Raw genomic sequence first — 22,941 nt, 5'->3', positions numbered from 1 at the left:
CGGAAAGAGAGCGGGCAGCGCCAGCGACGAGGCGGCACCGAGGAACGAGCGTCTTGTCGGCATCGTCAGGCCCTTTCGTCGGTGCCGGCAGCATCCTTCGCCGTGCCGGTTGCGATCTGCCCGCCGGGCAGATGGCCGAACACGTGCGGCATGCACTGCCGATTGAACCAGGAGAGGTTGACCGGCTCACCCGACAGGGCGCGCTCGACCAGGGGGACGGATTGCTCCCCGATGAGAATGCCGAGCAGACCGATCAGCGCGATGACCGGCGGCGCCGGCGAGCGGACGTTGAGCAGCGCATAGATGACGCCGACGACCAGCCCGGCTCCAAGCGAGAGAAGGTACATCTTCATCGCCAACTCCTTTACGGGATAAAGGTGCCGCTCCGGCCGCAGCGAGGCGGCCAGAGCGTTAATCTAGAGCGCGGAAGCGTTCTGTCAGTGGCCTTCGGACGCGCCGAACATCGACTTGGCGTAGATGATGCCGAGGCCATACGAACCGCCGAACTTCTTGGCGATACCGGTGGTCATGTCGTAGGTCTCGGTGCGCGCCCAGTCGCGCTGCAGCTCGAGCATGTATTGCAGCGAGGTCATCGGCCGGACGCCGGCCTGCACCATGCGGTCCATCGCCCGCTCATGCGCCTCGTCCGAAACGTCGCCGCAGGCGTCGGCGATGGCATAGACCTCGAAGCCCTGATCGAGCGCCGAGAGGGTCGGGCCGACGATGCAGACCGAGGTCCACAGCCCGCACATGACAAGGCGCTTCTTGCCGATGCGGTTGACCTCTTCGATCACGGCGGCGTCTTCCCAGGTGTTCATCGAGGTGCGGTCCAGCAGTTTCTGGCCGGGGAAGGCATCGGTGATCTCGGAGAACATCGGGCCGGAGAAGGTCTTTTCGGCAACGGTCGTGAGGATGGTCGAAACGCCGAAACCTGCCGCCGCATTGGCGACAAGTGCTGCGTTGTTGCGCAAGAGCACCGCGTCGATCGACTTGGTCGCAAAGGACATCTGCGACTGGAAGTCGATCATGATCAGAGTGTGGTCTTTGGGCGAGACGAGGAGTTTGCCGGGGGTCGCTGTCGCAGACATGGTCGTGACCTCTTACTGTTGAAACTGAACTCCGATTGGAGAGGCCCAACTATGCCGCCGAGCGGCGACCCGTTCTTGTCGCCAAAGGTGGATTTTTGAAAATTTCGCTCGCCTTCAGCCGGCAGGGCGCGTGTACTTTCAGAGGGTTACGACTGTCGGCTGCGCCGCCACTGGCGCGGCGTGGCACCTGCGGCCTGCGCAAAGGCCCGGGTAAAATGGCTCTGATCCGAAAAGCCGCAGACGACGGCAATTTCACTCAGGGACGTGGGCGAGAACTGCAGCAGATCCTTGGCCTTTTCGATCCTCTGCTGCAGCAGCCAGCGGTAGGGCGTGCTGCCCATGGTCTCGCGAAAGGCACGCAAAAAAGCCGCCTGCGACAGATTGCAGGTCGCAGCCATTTCCTCGACGGTGAGCTCGCCATCCAGACGGGCTTGCACCAGATCGCGGATCTTTGCCTGGCAGCGCTGCGAAAGCCTGCGTCCTCCGGCAAGGCTCTCGCCACGGCCGTTACCGTACTGCCGGACCATATGCACGCCGATTGCCACCGAGAGCTGGTCGACAAACAGCGCGCTTCGATCCGTGTATCCGTCCACCGACGCAAACAAAGCGCCGAGCATGCCGCCGAGAACAGGGTCGGGCGAGCCGGAAACGGGCCGCAGCTCGCTGACGCCAGAAGCATTTGCCGCGTCTGCGATGCGTTCGAGCGCACCGTGGCCGATCTCAAGCAAGGTGAAATCGAAGGATCCTTTGAGATCGGCTTTATAATCGTCGGCAAAGTTCCTGACGTAGATCGAGTTTTGGCCGAACTCCTGGGTCGCAGAATGGTGCGCTCCGAAAACCCGGCGGCGATGACCGCCCACAAGCGATAGGCCGATCAGATAGCCTCGCCCGTTGCCAGGTGTCGTGACCTGGCCCGGCGGTCCCGCTGTCGACCGCTTGCGGTGGAAGACCATGTCGCGGCCTTCGATCGTCCTGTCGTCATCCAGCTGGTCGAGCGAGCATCCGAGACTGTCGCGCGGTCGCGCTCCGGCCGAGGCAGCGGAAACATTCGTCATCGTCTTCGCTCCTATGTGTCGAGACTGCCCGCCAAACCCACCTGCCGTGACGACGAAAACGAAAGACGTAAGTCGCCGTGCGCAGGGTAAACGTGCGCGCAACTCATTCTCGGTTTCACCAAATCATTTGCAGGAGCGGCCCTATGATTGCCCCGGTCGCCGCATCATTCTTGCACGTTTTTCACCTGTTTTGAAAATTTTGCACGAGGGCGCGCCCTCTTTCCACCCTATTGCGGAGGTCGATCCACAGCGACGACGACCGACCGGTTCTTTTTCCGGAAGCGTGCCGGCGTTTCCCCCGTCTGGCTGGTGAATACCCGGGTCATGTGGCTCTGGTCGGCAAAGCCGCAGTGGATAGCAATTTCAGCAAGGGGTGTGTCCTGAAGCAGACACTCCTTGACCCGCGCGATCCGATATTCGGACAGCCACCTGGACGGTGTGCGCCCGAAGCTTTCCTTGAAAGCCTTGTTGAAATAGCTGCGCGAGAGCTCGCACTGGGCCGCAAGATCGCCGATCGAGAACGGCGTGTTGAAATGGGCGACCAGAAACTCCGTCGCCAGCCTCTCCTGCCATGGCGCCAGCGTCCCCTTCTTGTCGACGGGGAAATGCAGACCGCCATAGGCCTGGCTGAGATGGGCCAACGCGGCAAGATTGATCTGTTCGACGAAGAGCAGATTGGCCCGGTCCGGCTCATCGAGCGAGGGCAGCAGCGCCTGGGCAAGGCCGAACATGACCGGATCCACGCGTCCCTGCACGGGAGACAGCGACACATACTCGCCGCGCCCGGCCCTTTCGGTAAAGCTCCGCATTGAGGCAAAGGGAATTTGGAAGCGGACATTGTCGAAGGGCGACAGATGGTGGCACTGCCATTGGTCGCGAAGATCGGTGATCGCGAGCGAGGCCTTGGGATGCCCTCCCTCATAGACGAGTTCGCCACGCCGCCACAGGCGATGCGCCTCGAAGTCACGCATCTGCACGATGACGTTGAAGGCATCGGCGACCGGAATCAGCGGCCCGACTTCCAGATCGAAGCGATCCGAGAAGGTTCTCGTGACGGTGATGTCACCGACGCTGATCCGCTTGACGATCGGGCGCGGTGTGCGTTCGTCTGCGCTCAGTCCTTCTTGCAAGGCCATCGGTCAGGGTCTCCCGATTTCCAGCTCAGCCGCCCGCTTCAGCGGCCGGGCGGATGCTACAACGGTTGGCTGTCGCAATACAGAGGCAAATCCAGCGATGCATCGCCGAGCGTCAAAGGTCAGCATGGTACCCTCACTGCAGCCAGCGCGCGCGCCAGACGGCGGGTGTCACGCCCGTCACCTCACGAAAGGCCTCGACGAACCGGGCTTCGTCGGCATAGCCGCAGCTGGCCGCGGTTTTGCTCAGCGACCATCCCTCTTGGATCAGATAGCGCTTGGCGCGACCGATCCGGTACCGCATCAACCACTCTTGCGGCGTCTGGCCGGTCACGGATGCAAAAGCCGCGGCAAAACCCTCCTCCGAAAGATTTGCGGCCGCTGCTGCTGCCGCAAACGAAAAGTCCTTGGCCCAATGGTCGATCATGAAATCCTTGGCCGCCTTCTCCTGCCACACAGACAGATCGGGGCCGCCGGATGCGATGGCGCGATCCGGGTAAGAATGCAGAAGATGCGCGCAGATGGCGACGGCGATGTGCTGCAGTACCGCACCCGGTTCACCCTCGCTCTCGTCAAGAAGCGGCGACAGCGCCAAGGCGAGATTGTGCATGACGTCGTCGACCTCGCCGCGACGGCATCTAAGACTGGTGGCGGCGGGAGCATGCGAAAACTCGCAGACTTCACGAAACAAGGCCCGTGGCAGATGGAAAGCGAGTGAATCGAGATCGCTGACAAGCCGGATACTGGCGCCCTCAGCGAGATCGACGAGACAGATCGACCCCTGCCGGTAGCGGCGAATTTCACTTTCGCTTTCGCCCGGCACCAGGTCGCAGTGCATGACATCCTTGAAGTAGAACATCAGGAAATAGGCGTCGTCGGCCGGCAGCGATACGATGCGGCTCAGTTCTCCGTTCAGCCGGCACCGCAGGCGCGTCACCGAAAACCGGGCGTCCCGCACGGGCCGCACCATGAGAAACGGCGCCTTCGGCTCGCCAAAATACGCTCCAATACCGCTTGGCTCTGTCATCATCCGTCCAGCCCCGCCTCCTGGCGATGGAGTTCACTCCTCGCGTGCAATCCGCTTCGATGCGCGAAAGGCCCGGCGCGAGGGGGCATTTCGCGATTGCCGCTCATATCCGAGAAAAAATGGGGGGGGCTGCCAGTAATTTCTTGTATCCTTTGCTCACATTTAGCCGCAAACGGCTCTGTTTTGCCTTCATGCCGCATGATCCCGCCGCTTCAAAGCGGCCGCGTCTCGGTGACGTAGCTCTCGAAGAAATCGGAGAACTTGGCAACCCTGAGCGGCAGCCGTTGACGGGCTGTGCGATATCCGGGCATTCGCGGCCTCCGTGGAAGACTTGGCGAACTCCATCGGCGACAGGCGGCGTGTGTACCCGGGCCAAGCCGTCTATGGCATCGGCTACGCCACAGGCGCGACGCCGCTCGCCGCACTCCTGGTCAAATATCCTGGTCTGTTCGAGCGAGCGGTCCTGCTGCATCCCCTTGTGTCGTGGGTGCCACCCGGCAACGCCGGACTTCAGGGCAAACCGATCCTGGCCACCGGCGGCCAAGACGATCCTACCGGTCCATTGGCGCTCGCCGAACAACTGGTCGGTTATCTTGCGGGGCAGAAAGCTGATGTCCGGGCCCTCTACAATCGGGGCGCACACGAGATCGGGCAGGATGAATTGATAGCGCTTCGGGATTTCCTTCAGGCGGCCATCGACTGAAGCAATGCGGGCCGCATCTGATGACGCGGCCCACGATAGATTTTACTGCGCCTTGGCTTCGATATCGACTTGCTCGAGCAGAAGCGCCGGGTTTTCGGCAGCTCCCATCAGTTCGAGCGCGCCGACACCGGCTTCATCCTTGGCCTTGACCTTCAACGTGAAGGTGCCGGGCTTGCTGATGAACTGGGTAAACGCCGTCGCCGCGTCCTGCAGTTTCGGCTGCGTGGCGGCAAAATGCTGCACGCCGGCGCTCGTCATCAACACGAGCAGGCCGCGAACGCTGTCCTCGGTCATGTGGTTATCCTCGGCATAGAGCTTGATGCCCTTGGCCATGATGCCCTTGTCCTCGAGCTTGAGCGTGACTTCCCTCGCCGTAAGACCGAACATCGCGATCTGCGCGGCATTGAGGTCGCCGGAGAAGAAGTCCTCCGAAGCGCCGCCCATGACGCCGGAGAAGGAGAGGCTGCCCATGTCCTTGCCATCCAGCGAAATCTGCTTGATGACGAAGTTCTCGTTGGGCTCATCCCACGACAGTTCGACGTTGGACGAGAAGACCAGCTTGTCGAGGCCGATCTTGCGCAGCGTCTTGAAGCCCTCTTCCTGCGTGTCCGCAGGGATCGGAACGCTGAGGTCGCGGTAGCTGACGCGGGCATCCGTCGGAATGCCGTTGCGCGGCTTCGTCAGCGCGATTTCATAGGTATCGAGCGTGAAACGAACGCGTTCCGGAACGGACGGCACGGCCGACTGCTCCACGGGCGCCTCGGCCATCGGGTCTTCCGGCACTTCACCGGCGATCTCCGCGCCGCTGGCGGCTTCGCCGTCGGTCGCTTCATCCGCCGACTGCTCTGCAGGCGCCTCGGCCATCGGCTCTTCTGCTGCATCGCCGGGGACCGCCGCGTCGCTGGCGGCTTCGCCGTTTGTCGTTTCGTCTGGCACCTGCTCGGCTTCCGGCGCCTGTTCGGCACTGATCGACGGATCGACCTCGGTTTCGGTCGCGCTCTCGTCCTCGACGGTTTCACTGTCCGTCACGGCTGCCGGGTCGCCGCCGGGCATGTCCACGTCGAGCCCGGCGATCCGGATCGTGCCGAATTCCGGCATCAGCGTGGTGTAGGGGAAGGTCTCGAATTCCTCCTCCTTCAGGCCCGCAAGCTTCGTCAGTGCCTCCATGGTCGGAGCCCAGGAGAAACCGTTGATGCTGGCTTCGGCAAACTTGAAGTAGTCGGTCCCCTCGCCCGCCGTGACACCGTTCATCGTGCCATCGAAACTGCGACCGTTGAGCTGGAACGCCATCTTGTCGACGGCGAGCTTCACGAGCTTGCCCTCGGCGCTTTCCTGCTCCGGCACTTCCATCTTCAGGCCGAGCAGTTCCATGTCGCCCTTTGCCAGCATGTCGACCAGCGAAAGAATGCGTTTGAAGAATGCCTGGCGCTCCGCCGGTGGCAGGGCTTCCGGATCGCTGACCGCCTGGAGTTGCTCGAGCGTTTCGAGAAGCGGCTCGGTCGGCATGCGGACGCTGAGGCCGCTGCTGCGCACTTCGTCGTAACCGAAACGCGACTTGCTGTCGGAGAAGGCAAGGTTCTTTACGGAGATCGGGCCGTAGAGCAGCTTCGGTTCCTTGTCCTCAGGACCGGCTTTTTGCGTGTAGATGCGGGCCATGTAGGCCACATCGAAGCTCTCTCCAGTGACGGCGCCCATGGTGCCGTCCATCTTTTCCCGCTTCGTTGCCCCTTCGCCGTCAGGAATATCCATGGCAAAGGCGAACGTGGCGCCGCTCGCCGAATAGCGCGCAACGCGGCCGCTGGCGATATCCTCGAGCCGGACATCCTTGTAGACCGTCTTCTGCTCGGAGCTTGCAACGTTCTGGACGATGGCAACTTCCGGCGCGGAGGCCTGCTTTGCCGCGAAACGCTCGATGCGCTTCAAAAGGTCAGCCTTTTCCCCGCTTGCCGTCAGGCCGGCTGCGAAAAAGTCGGGATCTTCCAGCGTTGCCGCAGGCACGGAAAGCTTGGCGGCCTTCAGGTCGAGCTCCAGGCCCTTCACGTCGAGCTTGCCGCTCAGCGAAAAGATCTTCGGACGTCCGTCGATTGCCGCGATGCGCGCGCTGACACCATCGGCGAAAGGCAGCGTGACGTCGCGCAGATGAATGCGGCCGAAGAAGTCCGCCTCAACCAAGCCGGCCTTCCCGCCGCGCTCGGCGATGAAGGTCCCGACCGCCTTTTCGAGCATGAACTTGCCGCCGACGACACCCGCGGCTGCGATCGCGATGACTGCGACAGCAGCCCAAAGTGCTTTGCGACGGCCCTTGCCGGCACCAATTTCTGTCTCAGCCACGATTTCTGTCCTTTCGTCACACGAAAAATGGAAAGCTCTTGAGTCGTTGCGGTGTGACTAACCATTGGCGCTACCTTCCGCAAGTTTGGCGGGAGTGCAGTGCAACAATTTTCTTGTATCGGCTGCAATCGGCAACGCTCGAACGTCATCAAAAATGCATGGAGGGCTGCAAGCATGCGCCCATGGGACCCACGTCCATTGGCGATAGGATCCGCTTATCGCCACAATCAGGAAATCCAACTTAAATTAATGGAACCACTTTGATAGAGTCTACGGCACAATGAGGGAGACGCAGCCAGTGGCGACACCGCTTCGCGGAATGACAACCACCGACGGCACCAGACATGCCGGGCCGCGGGCTCGGCTGGGCGCCTGTCAGCGCCTGGCGCTTTTCCTCTGACCCATCCAAAATTTACGTCATCTTGAAGGGAGATAAAAATGGACGCGAAAGCCGACAAAACGGGCAAATGTCCCGTCATGCACGGAGCCCAGACGAGCGCACAGTCGCCCGGCACCTCGAACCGCGACTGGTGGCCGAACCAGCTCAACCTGAAGATCCTGCACCAGAACTCTTCGCTGTCCGATCCGATGGGCGAAGCCTTCGACTACGCCGAGGAATTCAAGAAACTCGACCTGCCGGCGGTGAAGAGCGACCTCTTCGCGCTGATGACCGATTCGCAGGATTGGTGGCCCGCCGACTTCGGTCACTATGGCCCGCTCTTCATCCGCATGGCCTGGCACAGCGCCGGCACCTACCGTACCGGTGACGGCCGCGGCGGCGCGGGCGCCGGACAGCAGCGCTTTGCGCCACTCAACAGCTGGCCGGACAACGCCAACCTCGACAAGGCACGCCGGCTGCTGTGGCCGATCAAGCAGAAATACGGCAACAGCATCTCCTGGGCCGACCTGATGATCCTCGCCGGCAACTGCGCGCTCGAGTCTATGGGCTTCAAGACCTTCGGCTTTGCCGGTGGCCGCCCCGACGTCTGGGAACCGGAGGAAGACATCTACTGGGGCACGGAAAAGACCTGGCTCGACGACAAGCGCTACTCGGGCGACCGCGACCTCGAGAACCCGCTCGCCGCCGTTCAGATGGGCCTGATCTACGTCAATCCGGAAGGCCCGAACGGCACTCCGGACCCGCTCGCCGCCGCGCGTGACATCCGCGAAACCTTCGCGCGCATGGCGATGAACGACGAGGAAACCGTGGCGCTGATCGCCGGCGGCCACACCTTCGGCAAGACCCATGGCGCCGGCGATGCGGCGAATGTCGGCCGCGAGCCGGAAGCTGCCGGTATCGAGGAACAGGGCCTCGGCTGGGCAAGCACCTACGCCAGCGGCCGTGGTGGCGACACCATCACGAGCGGCCTCGAAGTCACCTGGACGACGACGCCGACCAAATGGAGCAACAACTTCTTCTGGAACCTCTTCGGCTACGAATGGGAACTGACGAAGAGCCCGGCCGGCGCGCACCAGTGGACGCCGAAGCATGGCATGGGTGCCAACACCGTGCCGGACGCGCACGACAAATCCAAGCGCCACGCGCCGTCGATGTTGACGACCGACCTTGCCCTGCGCGTCGACCCGGCCTACGAGAAGGTCGCACGGCATTTCTACGAGAACCCGGATGCCTTCGCCGACGCCTTCGCCCGCGCCTGGTACAAGCTGACGCACCGCGACATGGGTCCGCGCGCCCGCTATCTCGGCCCGGAAGTGCCGGCCGAAGAGTTGATCTGGCAGGATCCGATCCCGGTCGTCGATCATCCGCTCGTCGACGCCAAGGATATCGCCGATCTCAAGGCCAGGGTCCTCGCTTCGGGCCTTTCGGTCTCCGAACTGGTTTCGACCGCCTGGGCGTCGGCCTCGACCTTCCGCGGCTCGGACAAGCGCGGCGGCGCCAATGGCGCGCGCATCCGCCTTTCCCCGCAGAAGGACTGGCAGGTCAACCAGCCGGCGCAGCTGGCGAAGGTTCTCGAGGTCCTCGAAGGCATCCAGCGTAGTTTCAACGACGCCCAGTCCGGCGGCAAGAAGGTGTCGCTCGCCGACCTGATCGTGCTCGGCGGCGCCGCAGCGGTCGAGAAGGCAGCCAAAGCCGCCGGCCACGACATCGAGGTCGCCTTTGCGCCTGGCCGCATGGATGCGACGCAAGAGCAGACCGATGTCGAGTCCTTCGCGGTTCTCGAACCGATCGCCGACGGCTTCCGCAACTACCAGCGGGCCCAGTACGCGGTTTCGCCGGAAGAGCTGCTGATCGACAGGGCGCAGTTGCTGACGCTGACCGCGCCGGAGATGACCGTGCTCGTCGGGGGCTTGCGCGTTCTCGGCGCGAACCACGGGCAGACCGCCCACGGCGTCTTCACCGATCGTCCGGAAACGCTCAGCAACGACTTCTTCGTCAACCTGCTCGACATGGGCATGGCCTGGACGGCGACGTCCGACGCGAAGGATGTCTTCGAAGGGCGTGACCGCAGAACCGGCGACGTCAAGCGGACGGCCACACGCATCGATCTCGTCTTCGGTTCGAACTCGCAGCTGCGGGCCATCGCCGAAGTCTACGGCCAGGCGGATGCAAAGGCGAAGTTCGTACGCGACTTCGTCGCGGCCTGGAACAAGGTGATGAACGCCGACCGTTTCGACCTCGTCTGACGGCTCTATCCGGCAACAGTACTAAGCTTGGTCCCGGCATCGCGCCGGGACCTGCCTACTCGACGGTTCCGCGGAACTGTCACCGGAGGTTGCAGACCGGTCTCGTCAATTGTGACGATGTGGCACACGTAAAACGTTCGCCTCCACGCACTTCCCTCAACCGAAATCCGACAAAATCAGCCTGTCGCCTCCCTCTGCCGTGAACGCACGATGGTCCGGCAAATCATTGCTTTTGTGACAAGTTCTCTCTGAACCCGCCTTTCGCGGGTATTTGCATCATCTTTGCAAGCCTCCACTTAAATCAACCCATGATTGCGTGACTTGGCGCGGAGAACATGTTCTGATTTCAATGCACTGCCAAGGACTGATCTTATCTCCAGCTGTTTCGTTCAGGGGGAACGTTGCATGCGTCGTTCGAGAATTCCTGCCCTTTCACTATCATCAGCACTGCTTGTCGCGATCGGGTTTTCCGCGCAAACGGCATTGGCGCAGCAGGCGCCAGCCGTGGTCGTGGCGCCGGCCACCATCATGGACCTGCGCGAGAGCGTGGATCTGACGGGCAAGGTTACGGCGATCCAGAAGGTCGACATTCGCGCCCGCGTTTCGGGTTTCCTCGAGGCGGTCAACTTCACCGAAGGGCAGAAGGTGACGGCGGGCACGGAGCTCTACCGGGTGGAAGACGGCGCCTACCGCGCCGCGGTGCAGGAGATCGAAGGGCAGATCGAGGCGGCCGAAGCCGCCAAGGAATTCGCGATCCTCGAGCGCGACCGCGCCGAGCAACTCCTCACCAGCAAAACGATCAGCCAAGCCAAGGTCGACGAAGCGCACGCGCAAGTCAGGAAAGCCGAAGGCGACCTGATCCGGCTCAAGGGCAGCAAGGACAACGCCGACCTCAACCTCTCCTATACGAAGATCACGGCGCCTTTCGACGGCATCGTCGGCCTGACGGCGGCCGATGTCGGCGCCCTCGTCGGCCCGGACAGCGGCCCGCTCGTCACGCTGACCCGGCTCGACCCGATCTATGTCCAGTTTCCGGTGGCGACCGCACTTTACCTCACCTATCGCGAACGGGTGCTGAAGGGCGAGATCAGCGGCGGCGCCAATGTCGGGCTCGGCCTTCCGAACGGCACCGAGTACAAGCAAAAAGGCACGATCAACTTTATCGCCAGCAACGTCTCGCAAGGGACGGACACGGTGACCGTGCGCGCCGAGTTCCCCAATCCGGACAGCATCCTGCTCGACGGTGCGCTGGTGCGGGTGATGCTCGAACAATCCGACAAGCAGGACGTGCTTGCCGTGCCGCAGCAGGCGGTCCAGCGTGACCAGCAGGGCGCCTTCGTTCTGGTGGTCGACGCCAGCTCCAAGGTCGAGCTTCGCCGCATCGACGTGTCACGCAACGCCCGCGGCCAGGCGGTCATCAGCAAGGGCCTCAAGGAAGGCGAGAACGTCATCACAGAGGGCGCCGGCAAGGTGCGGCCCGGCATCACCGTCGATGCAGCCACGGCAGCAGGTGGCTAAGCGATGATTTCAGAGATCTTTATCGATCGCCCGCGCTTCGCCACGGTCATTTCCATCGTGCTGACGCTGGCGGGTCTGCTTGCGCTCACCCGTCTGCCGATCGCCCAGTTCCCCGATATCGTGCCGCCGCAGGTGAGCGTCACCGCCAGTTATCCCGGCGCCGGCGCCGACGTGGTCGAAACCACCGTCGCCCAGCCGATCGAAAGCAAGGTCGTCGGCGTCGACGACATGCTCTACATGAAGTCGACGAGCGGCGCCGACGGCTCTTATACGCTGACCGTCACCTTCGCCGTCGGCACCGATCCTGATATCGCCACCGTCAACGTGCAGAACCGCGTGTCGCTCGCCGAGGCCGGCCTGCCCTCCGAGGTCAAGCAGAGCGGCGTCAGCGTGCGCAAGAAGTCCTCCGCGCTGATGCAGGTCGTCACGATCTTTGCAGCGGACGAGAAGCAGAACTTCGACAGCCTGTTCCTGTCCAACTACGCCACGATCAACGTGCTTGATACGGTCAAGCGCGTGCCCGGCGTCGGCGATGCCCAGCTCTTCGGCGCCCAGGACTACTCGATGCGCGTCGTGCTCGACATCGACCGCATGACCAGCCTCGACCTGACGCCGACCGATGTGATCAATGCGCTGAAGGCCCAGAACGTCCAGGCCGCGATCGGCCGCATCGGCGCCCAGCCGATGACCGACGACCCGCTGTTCCAGCTCAATCTCCAGACGCAAGGGCGCCTCACCGATCCCAAACAGTTTGAGGACGTGGTTCTGAGGGCACGGCCCGACGGCTCCTATGTGCGCATCCGCGACGTCGCGCGCGTCGAGCTCGGCGCCGCCAGCTCTGATTCGAACGCCCGAATCAACGGCAAACCGGTCGCCATGATCGGCACCTACCAGGCGCCGGGCGCCAACGCGCTTGCTGCCGCCAGGGGCGTGCAGGAGGCGATGGAACGATTGTCGAAATCCTTCCCGCCGGGCCTCACCTATTCGGTCTCCTACGACACAGCCCAGTTTGTCGAAGCCAGCGTCGACAACGTCGAGGAGACGCTGTTTGAGGCCTTCATCCTCGTCATCATCATCGTCTTCCTGTTCCTCGGAAACTGGCGGGCGACCCTGATCCCACTCGTTGCCGTTCCCGTCGCACTCATCGGCACCTTCGCCGTGCTGCTCGCCATGGGTTTCTCGCTCAATACCGTGTCGCTGCTTGCCATGGTGCTGGCGATCGGCATCGTCGTTGACGACGCGATCGTGGTCGTCGAAAACGTCGAGCGGGTGATGGAGGAAAATCCAGGCCTTTCGGCTGCAGAAGCGGCAAGGCGTGCGATGGGCGAAATCACCGGCGCCATCGTCGCCATCACGCTCGTGCTGCTCTCCGTCTTCGTGCCCGTCGCCTTCATTCCTGGCCTCAGCGGCCAGCTGTTCCAGCAGTTTGCCGTCGCCGTCTCGGTGTCGATGGTGATCTCGGCGATCAACGCGCTGACGCTCAGCCCGGCGCTCTGCGCGGTGCTCTTGAAACCCCATCATGGGCCGAAGCGCGGCATCCTCGGTTACATCTCGCGGACCATCGACAAGGGGCGTGACGGCTATGCCTTCGTCGCCGGACACATCGCCCGGCGCGCCATCATTGGCCTGGCACTGCTCGCGGTCGCCTTCGTCGCCACGGGCTTCCTCTTCAAGGTCGTGCCGACCGGCTTCCTGCCGGCGGAAGACCAGGGCGCGTTCTTCACGGAAATCCGTCTGCCGGAAGGCGCCTCCTACAACCGCACCGACGAAGTCGTGAAACAGGTCGAGACGATGCTCGGCGGCATCGAGGGCGTTGCCAACGTCATCACCGTCACCGGCTACTCCTTCCTCGACGGTTTGTCGAAGTCCAACTCGGCCTTCGCGATCGTCACGATGAAACCCTTTGCGGAACGCCTGAGCGATGCGGCCGGCGTCGAGGCGGCGATCCGCACGACCATGGTCAAGGGCCAGGCGATCCGCGGCGCGCAGATCTTCGCCTTCAACCTGCCGCCAATCATGGGCCTCGGCACCGGCTCGGGCTTTGAGTACCAGTTGCTCGATCTGCAGGGCCGTTCCGTCGCCGATCTTTCGGCAACGGCGGGCGGCTTGATTATCGCCGCCAACCAGAACCCGGCGCTCGGGCCGACCTTCACCACCTATTCGGCAAGCTCGCCGCAGCTCTATCTCGATATCGACCGCGACCGCCTGCAGGCCCTCGGCGTTTCGGTCAGCGACCTCTTCACCACGCTGCAGGGCACGCTCGGCAGCTACTACGTCAACGACTTCAACCTCTTCGGCCGCACCTGGAAGGTGACGATGCAGGCGGCGCAAGCCGACCGCAACGCCGTCGACGACATCCAGCGCCTGCACGTGCGCAATACGAGCGGCGACATGGTGCCGGTCGCCTCGGTCGCCAAGGTCGACTATATCGTCGGTCCCCAGTCGATCGTGCGCTACAACAATTATCGCTCGATCACGCTGAACGGCCAGCCGTCCGCCGGCCACTCCTCGGGCGAGGCGCTTGCCGCCATGGAAGCGTTGTCGGCCTCGACCCTGCCGCCCGGCTACAGCTATGAATGGACCGGAACGGCGTTGCAGGAGCTAGAGGCGGCGGGCAAGACCACCGCCATCCTGGCAATGGCCGTGCTGTTCGCCTACCTCTTCCTCGTCGCGCTCTACGAAAGCTGGACGATCCCCGTGCCGGTGCTCCTGTCGGTTGCCTTCGGCGTCTCGGGCGCGCTCTTGTCCGTCCTCGTCGCGGGCCTGTCCTTCGACATCTACGCCCAGATCGGCCTCGTCGTGCTGATCGCGCTCGCCTCGAAGAACGCGATCCTGATCGTCGAGTTTGCCAAGGCGCACCGCGAGGCTGGAGCAAGCATCGTCGATGCGGCGATCGAAGGCGCCCGCGCCCGCTTCCGCGCCGTGATGATGACGAGCTTCGCCTTCATCGTTGGCCTGGTGCCGCTGGTGGTCGCCAAGGGCGCCGGCGAACTCAGTCGGCGCGCGGTCGGCACCGGTGTCGCTGGCGGCATGCTTGCCGCAGCGCTCGTCGGCATCTTCGTCATTCCGGCGCTCTACGTCGCTTTCCAGTGGCTGCGTGAGCGCGGCCACAAGCTCGTGGGCATTTCCCGGCATCCGGCCGTTGAAGGCGAAGCAGCGGAACGCAAGGCCGAGACGCCGGCCGGGCACTGACGGCCGGTCGAGTTCAAGCCGACAAGGGATCGTATCTCTCGTCTCAGCTTGACGCCCCTTGCGACCAAGCATCGGCGGCGCACCGCGCCGCCGTCTCGGGAAATCTCAAGCCGGCGCCGACAGGCGGATCCCCTGTTCGGCGAAGTAGGCTTCGAGGGCTTCCGGCATCGCTCGGTCCGCAACCACCGCCACATAGCTGTCCGGACGCAACAGATAAGCGGCATCCCGCGCCAGGCCGGCGGCGGCCTGTTGCTCGCCCCATGGGAAGACGTGAAGCGGCATGTGCTTGGCCGCGCACCAAGCTCTTATGTCGTTATGCGCCTCGCCATAGACATGCACCTGCCAGGCGATGGCCGCCAGCGAAGCGTAATTGTCGAGGCCATTGATGCCTAGCCAGGGCAGCCGATCGCCGCCCTGCACCCGGCCCCGCGCACTCCGGCTCAAGGGGCCGCCGCGATAGTTGAGCTGCGTCTGCGACAGGATGCGAAACAGGAATTCTCTGACACCGCCGACGCGGTAGGCGACACCAGTCAAGGCTGGGGCGACGTGGACGCGCAGGAAATCCGCGACGCTGCCCTCGGCCGTCACGAAGGTGAACAGCCGGTCGGTCGTTTCGACAAGCTGGCGGGCAAATGCGATCCGTTCGCCTTCATAGCTGGCGAGCAGGCGGTCCGGCGCCTGTCCCTTCAGCACCGCTGCAAGCTTCCAGGCCAGATTGATGGCGTCGCCGATGCCGGTGTTCATGCCCTGGCCGCCGACCGGACTATGCACATGCGCAGCGTCGCCGAGCAGAAACACGCGCCCGCGCCCGAAGCGATCGGCGACACGATGATGCACACGGTAGGTGGAGAACCAGTTGACCTTGTCGACGGTGAGGCGAAGGCTTTCGATGGCGCGATGGCTCACATCGGCGAAGGTGAGTGCGTCTGCATCCTCCCGCTTCTCCCGCACCAGACCGATGAGGCGGCCCCGCCCCTCGGCATAGGCGAGCAAGGCGACGAAATCACCGGTTTCGAGCGATATATGGGCTTCTCCATTCGCAGTCGCCCCACTCACTTCGACGTCAGCGACGTAAAAGGTCTGGTCGTAGGTTCCGCCGGCAAAATCGACCTCCAGTCCGTGCCGGACCGGCGAGCGCGCGCCGTCGCACCCGGCAAGATACTGCGCCGTGCAAACGTCCGAGCCGCCATCGGGCAACTGCAAGCGAGCGCTCACCCCGGCGGCGTCATGCTCGAACTCGACAAGCTCGGTCTGCCGCTCGACCTTGACGCCCAAGGCCGCCAGGCGGGCCTCGAGCAGCCGCTCGTGATGATCCTGCGGATAGACAAGAACGAAGGGATAGGGCGTCATTTTCCCGCCGGTCGGACTGAAGGATATCCGCGCCTTGACCTTGCCCTTCGCCCAGAGGTTGACCGAAGGGTTGCGGTGACCCGCCTCGAGCACGGCATCGGCCAGATCGAGCTGCCGGTAAAGCTCAATTGTTCGCGCGTGCACCACCATCGCCCGCGATGTCGGGCCGGGACCAACGTTCTTGTCGATGATGCGGACCTTGACACCCTGGGCGGTCAGCCAGAGAGCCAGCACCAGGCCGGTCGGTCCCGCGCCGGCGATCAGCACATCCTGTTTCACCCTGCTCTCCCCGCTCGCTCTGTCGGCGGCCCGGTCGCATCGGGATTTGGGTTTCTCCGCCCACAACGGCAGCCTACGCGCAGGCGACGGCAAATGCCAAGCAGCGCAGCGGATTCCGCTTTGTGCGTTGCCCGGCGGACGCGGCTGCGGATCAGGCGCGTGCCCTCAAATTGGCGATCAACTGCTGCTGGCCGACGCGGATCACCTGCTCCATCGCAACCCGTGCACCTTCCTCGTTGCGCAGGCGGATCTGCTCGACGATGCGGATATGCGCGACAGCGACGCGGTCGATCTCGGCGCCATCGGCGGCCGTGTTGCTCAATTGAAAGACACCCATCAGCGCTGCCTCGATCAGGCTGCCGACGGTCTGCATGAACGGATTGAGCGACGCTTCGAGCAGACGGAGATGGAATTCTAGATCGGCACGCGCCAGCGTCTGCGCGCTATGGCCGGCATCGCCCATGGCAACGGCCAGCCGCATCATCTGGGAAATATCCGCGTCCGTGGCGCGGCGTGCCGCCAGTCCGGCCGCATAGGGCTCGAGCGCCAGGCGGACCTCGCTGACATGGCGGAGAAACGCCTCATCGACGCCGGCCCGGAAATGCCAGGAAAGCACGTCGCCATCGAACAGGTTCCAGTTTGCCTGCGGCATCACGCGCGTGCCGATGCGAGCGCGGGCGACAATCAGCCCCTTGGCGGCAAGTGTCTTCATCGCCTCGCGCAGGACCGTGCGCGAAACGTTGAAGCGTGCCGCCAGCTCCACATCGCCCGGCAGGATATCCCCGACAGCGAATTCCCCTCCGACCACCGCCTGGCCGAGTTCCTCGACCACGAGCCGGTGGCTCGTGCGTTTGCGCGGCTGATGGGGGGACGGCCACATCGCGCGACCCTTGCCTCACGCCCGCTGCTGGCGCTGGCGCGAAACGAAGATGATACCCTTCTGCAGCAGGATAAAAGCAAAGAGCAGAAGGCCGATCAAGATCTTCGTCCACCAACTCGACAGCGATCCGTCAAAGGTGATGTAGGTCTGGATCAACCCTTGAATGAGGATGCCCACCAGCGTGCCGGCAACGAAGCCCGAACCACCGGTCAAAAGCGTGCCCCCGATGACGACCGCGGTGATGGCGTCGAGCTCCACGCCGACGGCGGCAAGGGAATAGCCGGCCGAGGTGTAGAGCGAAAAGACGATGCCGGACAATCCCGCAAGCAGGCCCGAGAGCGCATAGATGCGGATCGTCGTCGCCGCAACCGGCACGCCCATCAGTCGCGCCGTCGCCGTGCCGCCGCCGAGCGCATAGACATTGGTGCCGAAGCGTGTGCGGTGCGCGATCAGGATACCGATCGCGAAGACGAGCAACATCAGGCCGCCAATCAGGGTGATGCGCCCGCCGCCCGGCAGCTTGAAGTAGAGCGCCTTCAAGGTCGCGTAGAAGGGATGCTTGATCGGAATGCTGTCGATCGACAACACGAAGGCCATGCCCCGCGCCAAGAACATGCCCGCCAGCGTGACGATGAACGGCGGCATTTCCAGATAGTGGATGATCGCCCCCATCGCGGCGCCGAAGAGCGTCGCGATCGCCAGAACCATCGCGAAGGCAATGAGCGGGTGGATGCTCGTGTGTTCCAGCACGACGGCGAGAAACACGCCGGTAAAGGCGATCACCGAGCCGATCGAAAGATCGATGCCGCCGGAGATGATGACGAAGGTCATGCCGACAGCGGCAATGCCGAGGAAGGCGTTGTCCGTCAGAAGGTTGCCGATGACACGCGTCGACAGCATGTTCGGATATTGCGCCACGCAAAGCGCGTAGCCGAGCAGGAAGATCACGAGCGTTGCCGTGAGCGGAAGATATTTCGGCTTCATTTTGCGGCTCGCTCGCTCGGGTTTCTCGCACCGCGCGCCGGCACGAGGAAGGCAAAGGCCGTGCGGAAGCGCGGCGACTGAAGCACCAGGATGAAGACGATGATCGCGGCCTTGATGATCAGGTTGAACTCTGGCGGGAAGCCGGAGAGAAGAATGCCGGTGTTGATCGCCTGGATGATGATCGCGCCGAGCACCGATGCGGCGATGCTGAAGCGGCCGCCGAGCAGCGACGTGCCGCCGACGACGACCGCAAGGATGGCATCGAGCTCCAGCCACAGACCGGCATTGTTGGCATCCGCACCGCGGATGTCAGCGGCGGCGATAATGCCGGCGATGGCAGCGCAGAGACCGGAAAGCACATAGGCGGCGATCAACAGCACAGGCGTCAGCACCCCGGACAGCGTGCTCGCCTGGCGATTGACACCGATCGCCTCGATCAGCATGCCGAGCGCCGTCCGCCTTACGAGCAGCGCAGTCAATATGCCGAATATCAACCAGATCACCACCGGCATCGGTAGGCCGGCAAAGGAACCGCTGCCGATGAAGACGAGGCCGGGGTCGTTGAAGGTCAGGATCGCCCCCTCGGTGATGAGCTGGGCGACGCCGCGGCCGGCGACCATCAACACCAGCGTCGCGATGATCGGCTGGATGTCGAGCACCGCGACCAGCACCCCATTCCAGAGACCGCAAAGGATACCGACGCCAAGCGTGATCAGCAGCGTCGCGGCGAGCGAGTGTCCCGACGTGATCGCCGCGGCGGCCGTTGCGCCGCAGATCGCCATGACCGCGCCAACCGAGAGGTCGATGCCCTTGGTGGCGATGACGACCGTCATGCCGATTGCCAAAAGCACCACCGGCGCGCCGCGATTGAGGATATCGATGAGGCTGCCATAGAGGCGGCCATTCTGGATCTGCAGGTTGAGGAAGCCGGGAAACACCAGTGATACCGCCGCGACGATTATGCCGAGCGCAATCAGCTGCGGCAGCAACCGGTTGAAATAGAGCCTGAGGAACGACGTCACGACGTCCTCCTTTCATTGGTTGCGGCGATCGCTTCGACGATCTCACTGGCAGTGATGCGGCTGCCGTCGAGTTCGGCGACATGGGCGCGGTCGCGAAGCACGATGACCCGGGTGCTGTAAGCGACCAGTTCCTCGATCTCCGAGGAGACGACGATCAGGGACAGGCCCTTCTCGCGCAGCGCCTCGATCAGCTTGACGATTTCCGCATGGGCGCCGACATCGATGCCGCGCGTCGGCTCGTCGAGGATCAGGAATTCGGGCTCGGTCGCGAGCCAGCGCGCGAGGATCGCTTTCTGCTGGTTGCCGCCGGACAGAAGCTTGATCGGCTTCTCCCGATCGGCCGTGCGGATATCGAGCGCGCGGATATAGTGGTCCGCCAGCCGGTTCTGCTCCGCCCGCGAGATCGGCCGCGTCCAGCCTCGGCGGGCCTGCAGCGCCAGCACGATGTTTTCGCGCACCGAGAGATCGCCGATAATGCCCGAAGTCTTGCGATCCTCCGGGCAGAAGCCGAAGCGATGGCGAATGGCAGCGCGCGGCGACGAGAGATCGACCGCACGACCATCGATCTCGGCCCCGCCGCTGTCAGCGCGATGGGCACCGAAGAGAAGCTCGGCGGTCTCCGTCCGTCCGGAGCCGAGCAGGCCGGCCATGCCGACCACTTCGCCGGCCCGGACATCGAGGTCGAAGGGTCGGACGCGCCCCTTGCGGCCGTAGTTTCGGAAGCGGTAGCGCAACGGCCCTTGCTGGGCCTCGGCGCGCGGCGCGTGGATTTCCGCCGCCAGCTCGCGGCCAATCATCATCGCAATCAGCTCGCGGCGATCGAGACTGGCGGTTTCACGCGTTCCGACGAGCTGCCCGTTCCTAAGCACGGTAATCCGGTCGGAAATCTCATAGACCTGTTCGAGGAAGTGGGTGACGAAGACGATGCCGAGCCCGCGTGCCTTGAGGCGCCGGATAATGCGGAACAGCATCGCCACCTCATGCGCATCGAGGCTCGCCGTCGGCTCGTCGAGGATCAGCACCTTGCCGGAGAGATCGACGGCGCGGGCAATGGCGACCACCTGCTGGATCGCCACCGAATAGCTGGCGAGATCGCGGGTGACGTCGATGTCGAGTTCATAATCGGCAAGCAGATCCCGTGCCCGCCGATTCATGGCACGGGCGTCGACCATGCCGAAGCGGCGCGGCTGGCGCCCGAGGAAGAGGTTCTCGGCAACCGTCAGGTTCGGCAGCAGGTTTACCTCCTGATAGACCGTGCCGATGCCGAGCGCCTGGGCTTCGAAGGTGTCGCGCGGATCAACCTCGGCATCGTCGAGCAGGATGGCGCCGCCGTCGCGACGATAGGCGCCGGTCAGGCATTTGATCAGGGTCGACTTGCCGGCACCGTTTTCGCCAAGCAGCGCATGAACCTCTCCGCGCCTGAGGTGAAAATCGACCTTGTCGAGGGCTCTGGTCCCCGGAAAAGTCTTTTCGATCCGGATCGCCTGGAGAATGTGGTCACTGGTCTGCATCGATACCGTCTCCGCGATGCTGGTATCTACTGACGAGAAGCACAGCGCCTAGCTGCGGCAAGCTGTGCTCTTCAGACGGAAACTCGGGAAAGAGCGTGGCCCGCGCGAGAAGCAGCGCGGGCCACGGCCGACGTCAGTAGCCGAGGCCCTTCTTTTCCTCGTAGACCTTCAGCGGCTCGTCGGCTTGCGTGTAGAGCTTCGATTCCGTCTGGATCCACTTCGGCGGCGCGGTGCCGTCCTTCTGGAAGGCGGCAAGCGCATCGAAAGCGGGACCGGCCATGTTCGGCGTCAGCTCGACCGTGGCATTGGCTTCGCCGGCGGCCATCGCCTGGAAGATGTCCGGAACGGCATCGATCGACACGACAAGGATGTCCTTGCCCGGCTTCAGGCCGGCTTCCTTGATTGCCTGGATGGCGCCGACGGCCATGTCGTCGTTGTGGGCATAGAGCGCGCAGATGTTCTTGCCGCCGTCCTCAGCCTTGAGGAAGCTTTCCATGACTTCCTTGCCCTTGGTGCGGGTAAAGTCGCCGGTCTGGCTGCGGATGATCTTCAGGTTGTCGTGGCCGGATAGCGCCTGTTCAAATCCCTTCTTGCGGTCGATCGCCGGCGAGGAGCCGGTCGTGCCCTGAAGCTCGACGACGTTGCAGGGCTTGCCCGCCGTCGTGTCGACCAGCCATTTGCCGGCAACATTGCCCTCATGCACGAGGTCGGACGTGACGGCCGTCAGGTAAAGCTCATTCGACGAATCGACCGTGCGGTCGAGCAGGATGACCGGAATTTCCGCGTCCTTGGCTTCCTGCAGCACTTCGTCCCAGCCGGTTGCAACCACTGGCGCCACGAGAATGGCGTTCACCCCTTGCGCAATGAAGGAGCGGATCGCCTTGATCTGGTTTTCCTGCTTCTGCTGTGCGTCAGCAAATTTGAGGTCGATGCCGCGCTGTTCGGCCTGCTGCTTGGTCAGTGTCGTCTCGGCGGCGCGCCAGCCGGACTCCGAGCCGATCTGCGAAAAGCCGACGACCAGATCGGCGGCGGATGCGCTGCCAAACGTGCAGGCAGCAAGGATCGTTGCACTCGCAAGTGCCTTGGCGATTTTCATGATTTCCTCCCAAAGAAAGCTGCCTCCACGCAGCCAGCGAGAAAAAATCATATAATATTACTTTTGTAAACGGGCACATCTCGCCTGTCGTGCGCAACGCGCCTATTTTTTTGGAGAGGTTGGCGCGGCGGGCTGAAGCGCCAGCCCCCAACTGGGAGTTTCAGAAAGCCGATGGCAGGCAAAACAGCCTGGCTGCTGCGCTCTAGGCTTTCGCCAGCAAGGTTCCGGCGGCGCTCGCGAGCATGACGAGGGCCACGCCGAAGATCTGGTTGAGGGAAAGCGCCTGACCCAGCACGATTAAGCCGGCACCCGCGCCGATCGCCGGCTCCAGGCTCATCAGGATGCCGAAGGCCGATGGCTGCATGCGCCGCAGCGCCATGAATTCGAGCGCATAAGGCAGCAGCGGCACCAGGATGGCAAGCCCGGCCGTCATCAAGAGCATGTCGAAGGAGAAGCCGGACTGCACCTGAGACAGGCCGAACGGCGTCGCAAAGAGCGCGGCAAACAGCAGCGAAACGGCGAGCCCTTCCAGTCCCTTGAAGCGTTGGCCAGCCTGCTTCATCAGTATGATGTAGCCGCCCCAGCCGATCGCCGCACCGAAGGCGAACAGAAGCCCGCGCGTATCTGCGACCCAGGAGGAACCGTCCCAGGAGAGGCAGAGCACGCCGGCCGCAGCGATAACGGGACAAAGCAGGCGCCAGCCACGGCCGCCGAAAACGGCAGCGACCGTCAGGGGACCGAGAAACTCGATCGCCACGGCAAGGCCGAGGGGAATGCGGGCGATCGCCGCGAAGAAGCAGAGCGTCATCACCGCCATCGTCGCGCCGAGCGAAAGCGCGGAAATCCATTGCGCTCGGGTGTAGCGCAGAAAAGGCGGGCGGACGAGGATGAGCAGGAAGGCGGCCGCCCAGGATAGCCGCAGCCAGGTTGCGCCAAAGGCTCCAACGCTTTCCATGGCGGGCTTCGAAAGGGCTGCGCCAAACTGCACGCTCGACATCGAGAGCAGGCAGAAGACGATGGCAAGCGTGACGCGCCCGTTGGTGTCATCCGTCGCACCCGGTTCGCTCCACGCGCTATCCGCTGTCGTCTCTGTTTCCGCCATGTCCGTTCTCCCCTTGGGCTTGAA

17 protein-coding genes are annotated in these 22,941 nt (G+C 63.5%); 4 read left to right on the top strand and 13 right to left on the bottom strand.

Translation table 11 applies throughout. The features are described 5' to 3' along the window. Positions 1-65: 65 nt before the first annotated feature. The 5 genes from ASE71_RS03060 to ASE71_RS03040 all read right to left on the bottom strand — a co-directional run bounded on the left by ASE71_RS03060 (position 66) and on the right by ASE71_RS03040 (position 4,303). The gene (locus tag ASE71_RS03060; protein ID WP_060519366.1) at positions 66-353 is read right to left on the bottom strand and encodes a XapX domain-containing protein; all 288 of its coding nucleotides are present in this window, start codon (positions 351-353) and stop codon (positions 66-68) included. A gap of 84 nt (positions 354-437) precedes the next feature. Next, the gene (locus tag ASE71_RS03055; RefSeq protein WP_060519364.1) at positions 438-1,088 is read right to left on the bottom strand and encodes a hydrolase; all 651 of its coding nucleotides are present in this window, start codon (positions 1,086-1,088) and stop codon (positions 438-440) included. Between the two features lie 146 nt (positions 1,089-1,234). After that, positions 1,235-2,143, bottom strand: a complete 909-nt coding sequence (locus tag ASE71_RS03050; RefSeq protein ID WP_060519361.1) for a helix-turn-helix domain-containing protein — start codon at positions 2,141-2,143, stop codon at positions 1,235-1,237. A gap of 227 nt (positions 2,144-2,370) precedes the next feature. Beyond that, positions 2,371-3,279: a helix-turn-helix domain-containing protein gene (locus tag ASE71_RS03045; protein WP_060519359.1), complete on the bottom strand. Its 909-nt coding sequence runs from the start codon at positions 3,277-3,279 to the stop codon at positions 2,371-2,373. 133 nt (positions 3,280-3,412) lie between these two features. Continuing rightward, positions 3,413-4,303: a helix-turn-helix domain-containing protein gene (locus ASE71_RS03040; RefSeq protein ID WP_060519382.1), complete on the bottom strand. Its 891-nt coding sequence runs from the start codon at positions 4,301-4,303 to the stop codon at positions 3,413-3,415. 331 nt (positions 4,304-4,634) lie between these two features. Here ASE71_RS03040 and ASE71_RS03035 point away from each other — a divergent pair, with 331 nt between their 5' ends. Then, positions 4,635-5,006 (top strand): alpha/beta hydrolase, encoded by a 372-nt coding sequence (locus tag ASE71_RS03035; protein ID WP_060519358.1) that lies wholly within the window; start codon positions 4,635-4,637, stop codon positions 5,004-5,006. Positions 5,007-5,048: 42 nt separating this feature from the next. On the opposite strand, the gene ASE71_RS03030 is transcribed toward ASE71_RS03035, so the two are convergent. Further along, complete coding sequence (locus ASE71_RS03030; RefSeq protein ID WP_060519357.1) at positions 5,049-7,337, bottom strand: hypothetical protein; 2,289 nt, start codon at positions 7,335-7,337, stop codon at positions 5,049-5,051. A gap of 438 nt (positions 7,338-7,775) precedes the next feature. Between ASE71_RS03030 and katG the strand changes: the two genes are divergently transcribed. From katG to ASE71_RS03015, 3 genes are all read left to right on the top strand, one after another. Continuing rightward, positions 7,776-9,983, top strand: coding sequence for a catalase/peroxidase HPI (katG, locus tag ASE71_RS03025; RefSeq protein WP_060519356.1), 2,208 nt, complete (start codon positions 7,776-7,778; stop codon positions 9,981-9,983). A 405-nt stretch (positions 9,984-10,388) separates the two neighbouring features. Further along, positions 10,389-11,501 (top strand): efflux RND transporter periplasmic adaptor subunit, encoded by a 1,113-nt coding sequence (locus tag ASE71_RS03020; protein ID WP_060519355.1) that lies wholly within the window; start codon positions 10,389-10,391, stop codon positions 11,499-11,501. A 3-nt stretch (positions 11,502-11,504) separates the two neighbouring features. Then, positions 11,505-14,693, top strand: coding sequence for an efflux RND transporter permease subunit (locus ASE71_RS03015; RefSeq protein ID WP_060519353.1), 3,189 nt, complete (start codon positions 11,505-11,507; stop codon positions 14,691-14,693). A gap of 105 nt (positions 14,694-14,798) precedes the next feature. On the opposite strand, the gene ASE71_RS03010 is transcribed toward ASE71_RS03015, so the two are convergent. The 7 genes from ASE71_RS03010 to ASE71_RS02980 all read right to left on the bottom strand — a co-directional run bounded on the left by ASE71_RS03010 (position 14,799) and on the right by ASE71_RS02980 (position 22,917). Continuing rightward, positions 14,799-16,322 carry an FAD-dependent monooxygenase gene (locus ASE71_RS03010; protein ID WP_060519351.1) on the bottom strand — a complete coding sequence of 508 codons (1,524 nt, stop codon included), beginning with the start codon at positions 16,320-16,322 and terminating at the stop codon, positions 14,799-14,801. A 151-nt stretch (positions 16,323-16,473) separates the two neighbouring features. Next, the gene (locus tag ASE71_RS03005) at positions 16,474-17,202 is read right to left on the bottom strand and encodes a FadR/GntR family transcriptional regulator (RefSeq protein WP_060519349.1); all 729 of its coding nucleotides are present in this window, start codon (positions 17,200-17,202) and stop codon (positions 16,474-16,476) included. Between the two features lie 15 nt (positions 17,203-17,217). Next, positions 17,218-18,186 (bottom strand): galactofuranose ABC transporter, permease protein YjfF, encoded by a 969-nt coding sequence (yjfF, locus tag ASE71_RS03000; protein ID WP_034789588.1) that lies wholly within the window; start codon positions 18,184-18,186, stop codon positions 17,218-17,220. Continuing rightward, positions 18,183-19,208, bottom strand: a complete 1,026-nt coding sequence (locus tag ASE71_RS02995; protein ID WP_060519347.1) for an ABC transporter permease — start codon at positions 19,206-19,208, stop codon at positions 18,183-18,185. The genes yjfF and ASE71_RS02995 overlap by 4 nt, the downstream gene beginning before the upstream one ends. After that, positions 19,205-20,719, bottom strand: a complete 1,515-nt coding sequence (gene ytfR, locus ASE71_RS02990) for a galactofuranose ABC transporter, ATP-binding protein YtfR (RefSeq protein WP_060519345.1) — start codon at positions 20,717-20,719, stop codon at positions 19,205-19,207. Before ytfR ends, ASE71_RS02995 begins: the two co-directional genes overlap by 4 nt. Positions 20,720-20,852: 133 nt before the next feature. After that, positions 20,853-21,815 carry a galactofuranose ABC transporter, galactofuranose-binding protein YtfQ gene (gene ytfQ, locus ASE71_RS02985; RefSeq protein WP_034789595.1) on the bottom strand — a complete coding sequence of 321 codons (963 nt, stop codon included), beginning with the start codon at positions 21,813-21,815 and terminating at the stop codon, positions 20,853-20,855. Positions 21,816-22,017: 202 nt separating this feature from the next. After that, a complete protein-coding gene (locus ASE71_RS02980) occupies positions 22,018-22,917 on the bottom strand; it encodes an EamA family transporter (protein WP_060519343.1) in 900 nt (299 codons plus the stop codon). Between the last annotated feature and the right edge of the window lie 24 nt (positions 22,918-22,941).

This window comes from Ensifer sp. Root954 (assembly GCF_001429005.1).
Taxonomy (GTDB): Bacteria; Pseudomonadota; Alphaproteobacteria; order Rhizobiales; family Rhizobiaceae; genus Ensifer; species Ensifer adhaerens.
Note: the sequence above shows the minus strand (reverse complement) of the source record. Positions and strands in the feature narration are given on the sequence as shown.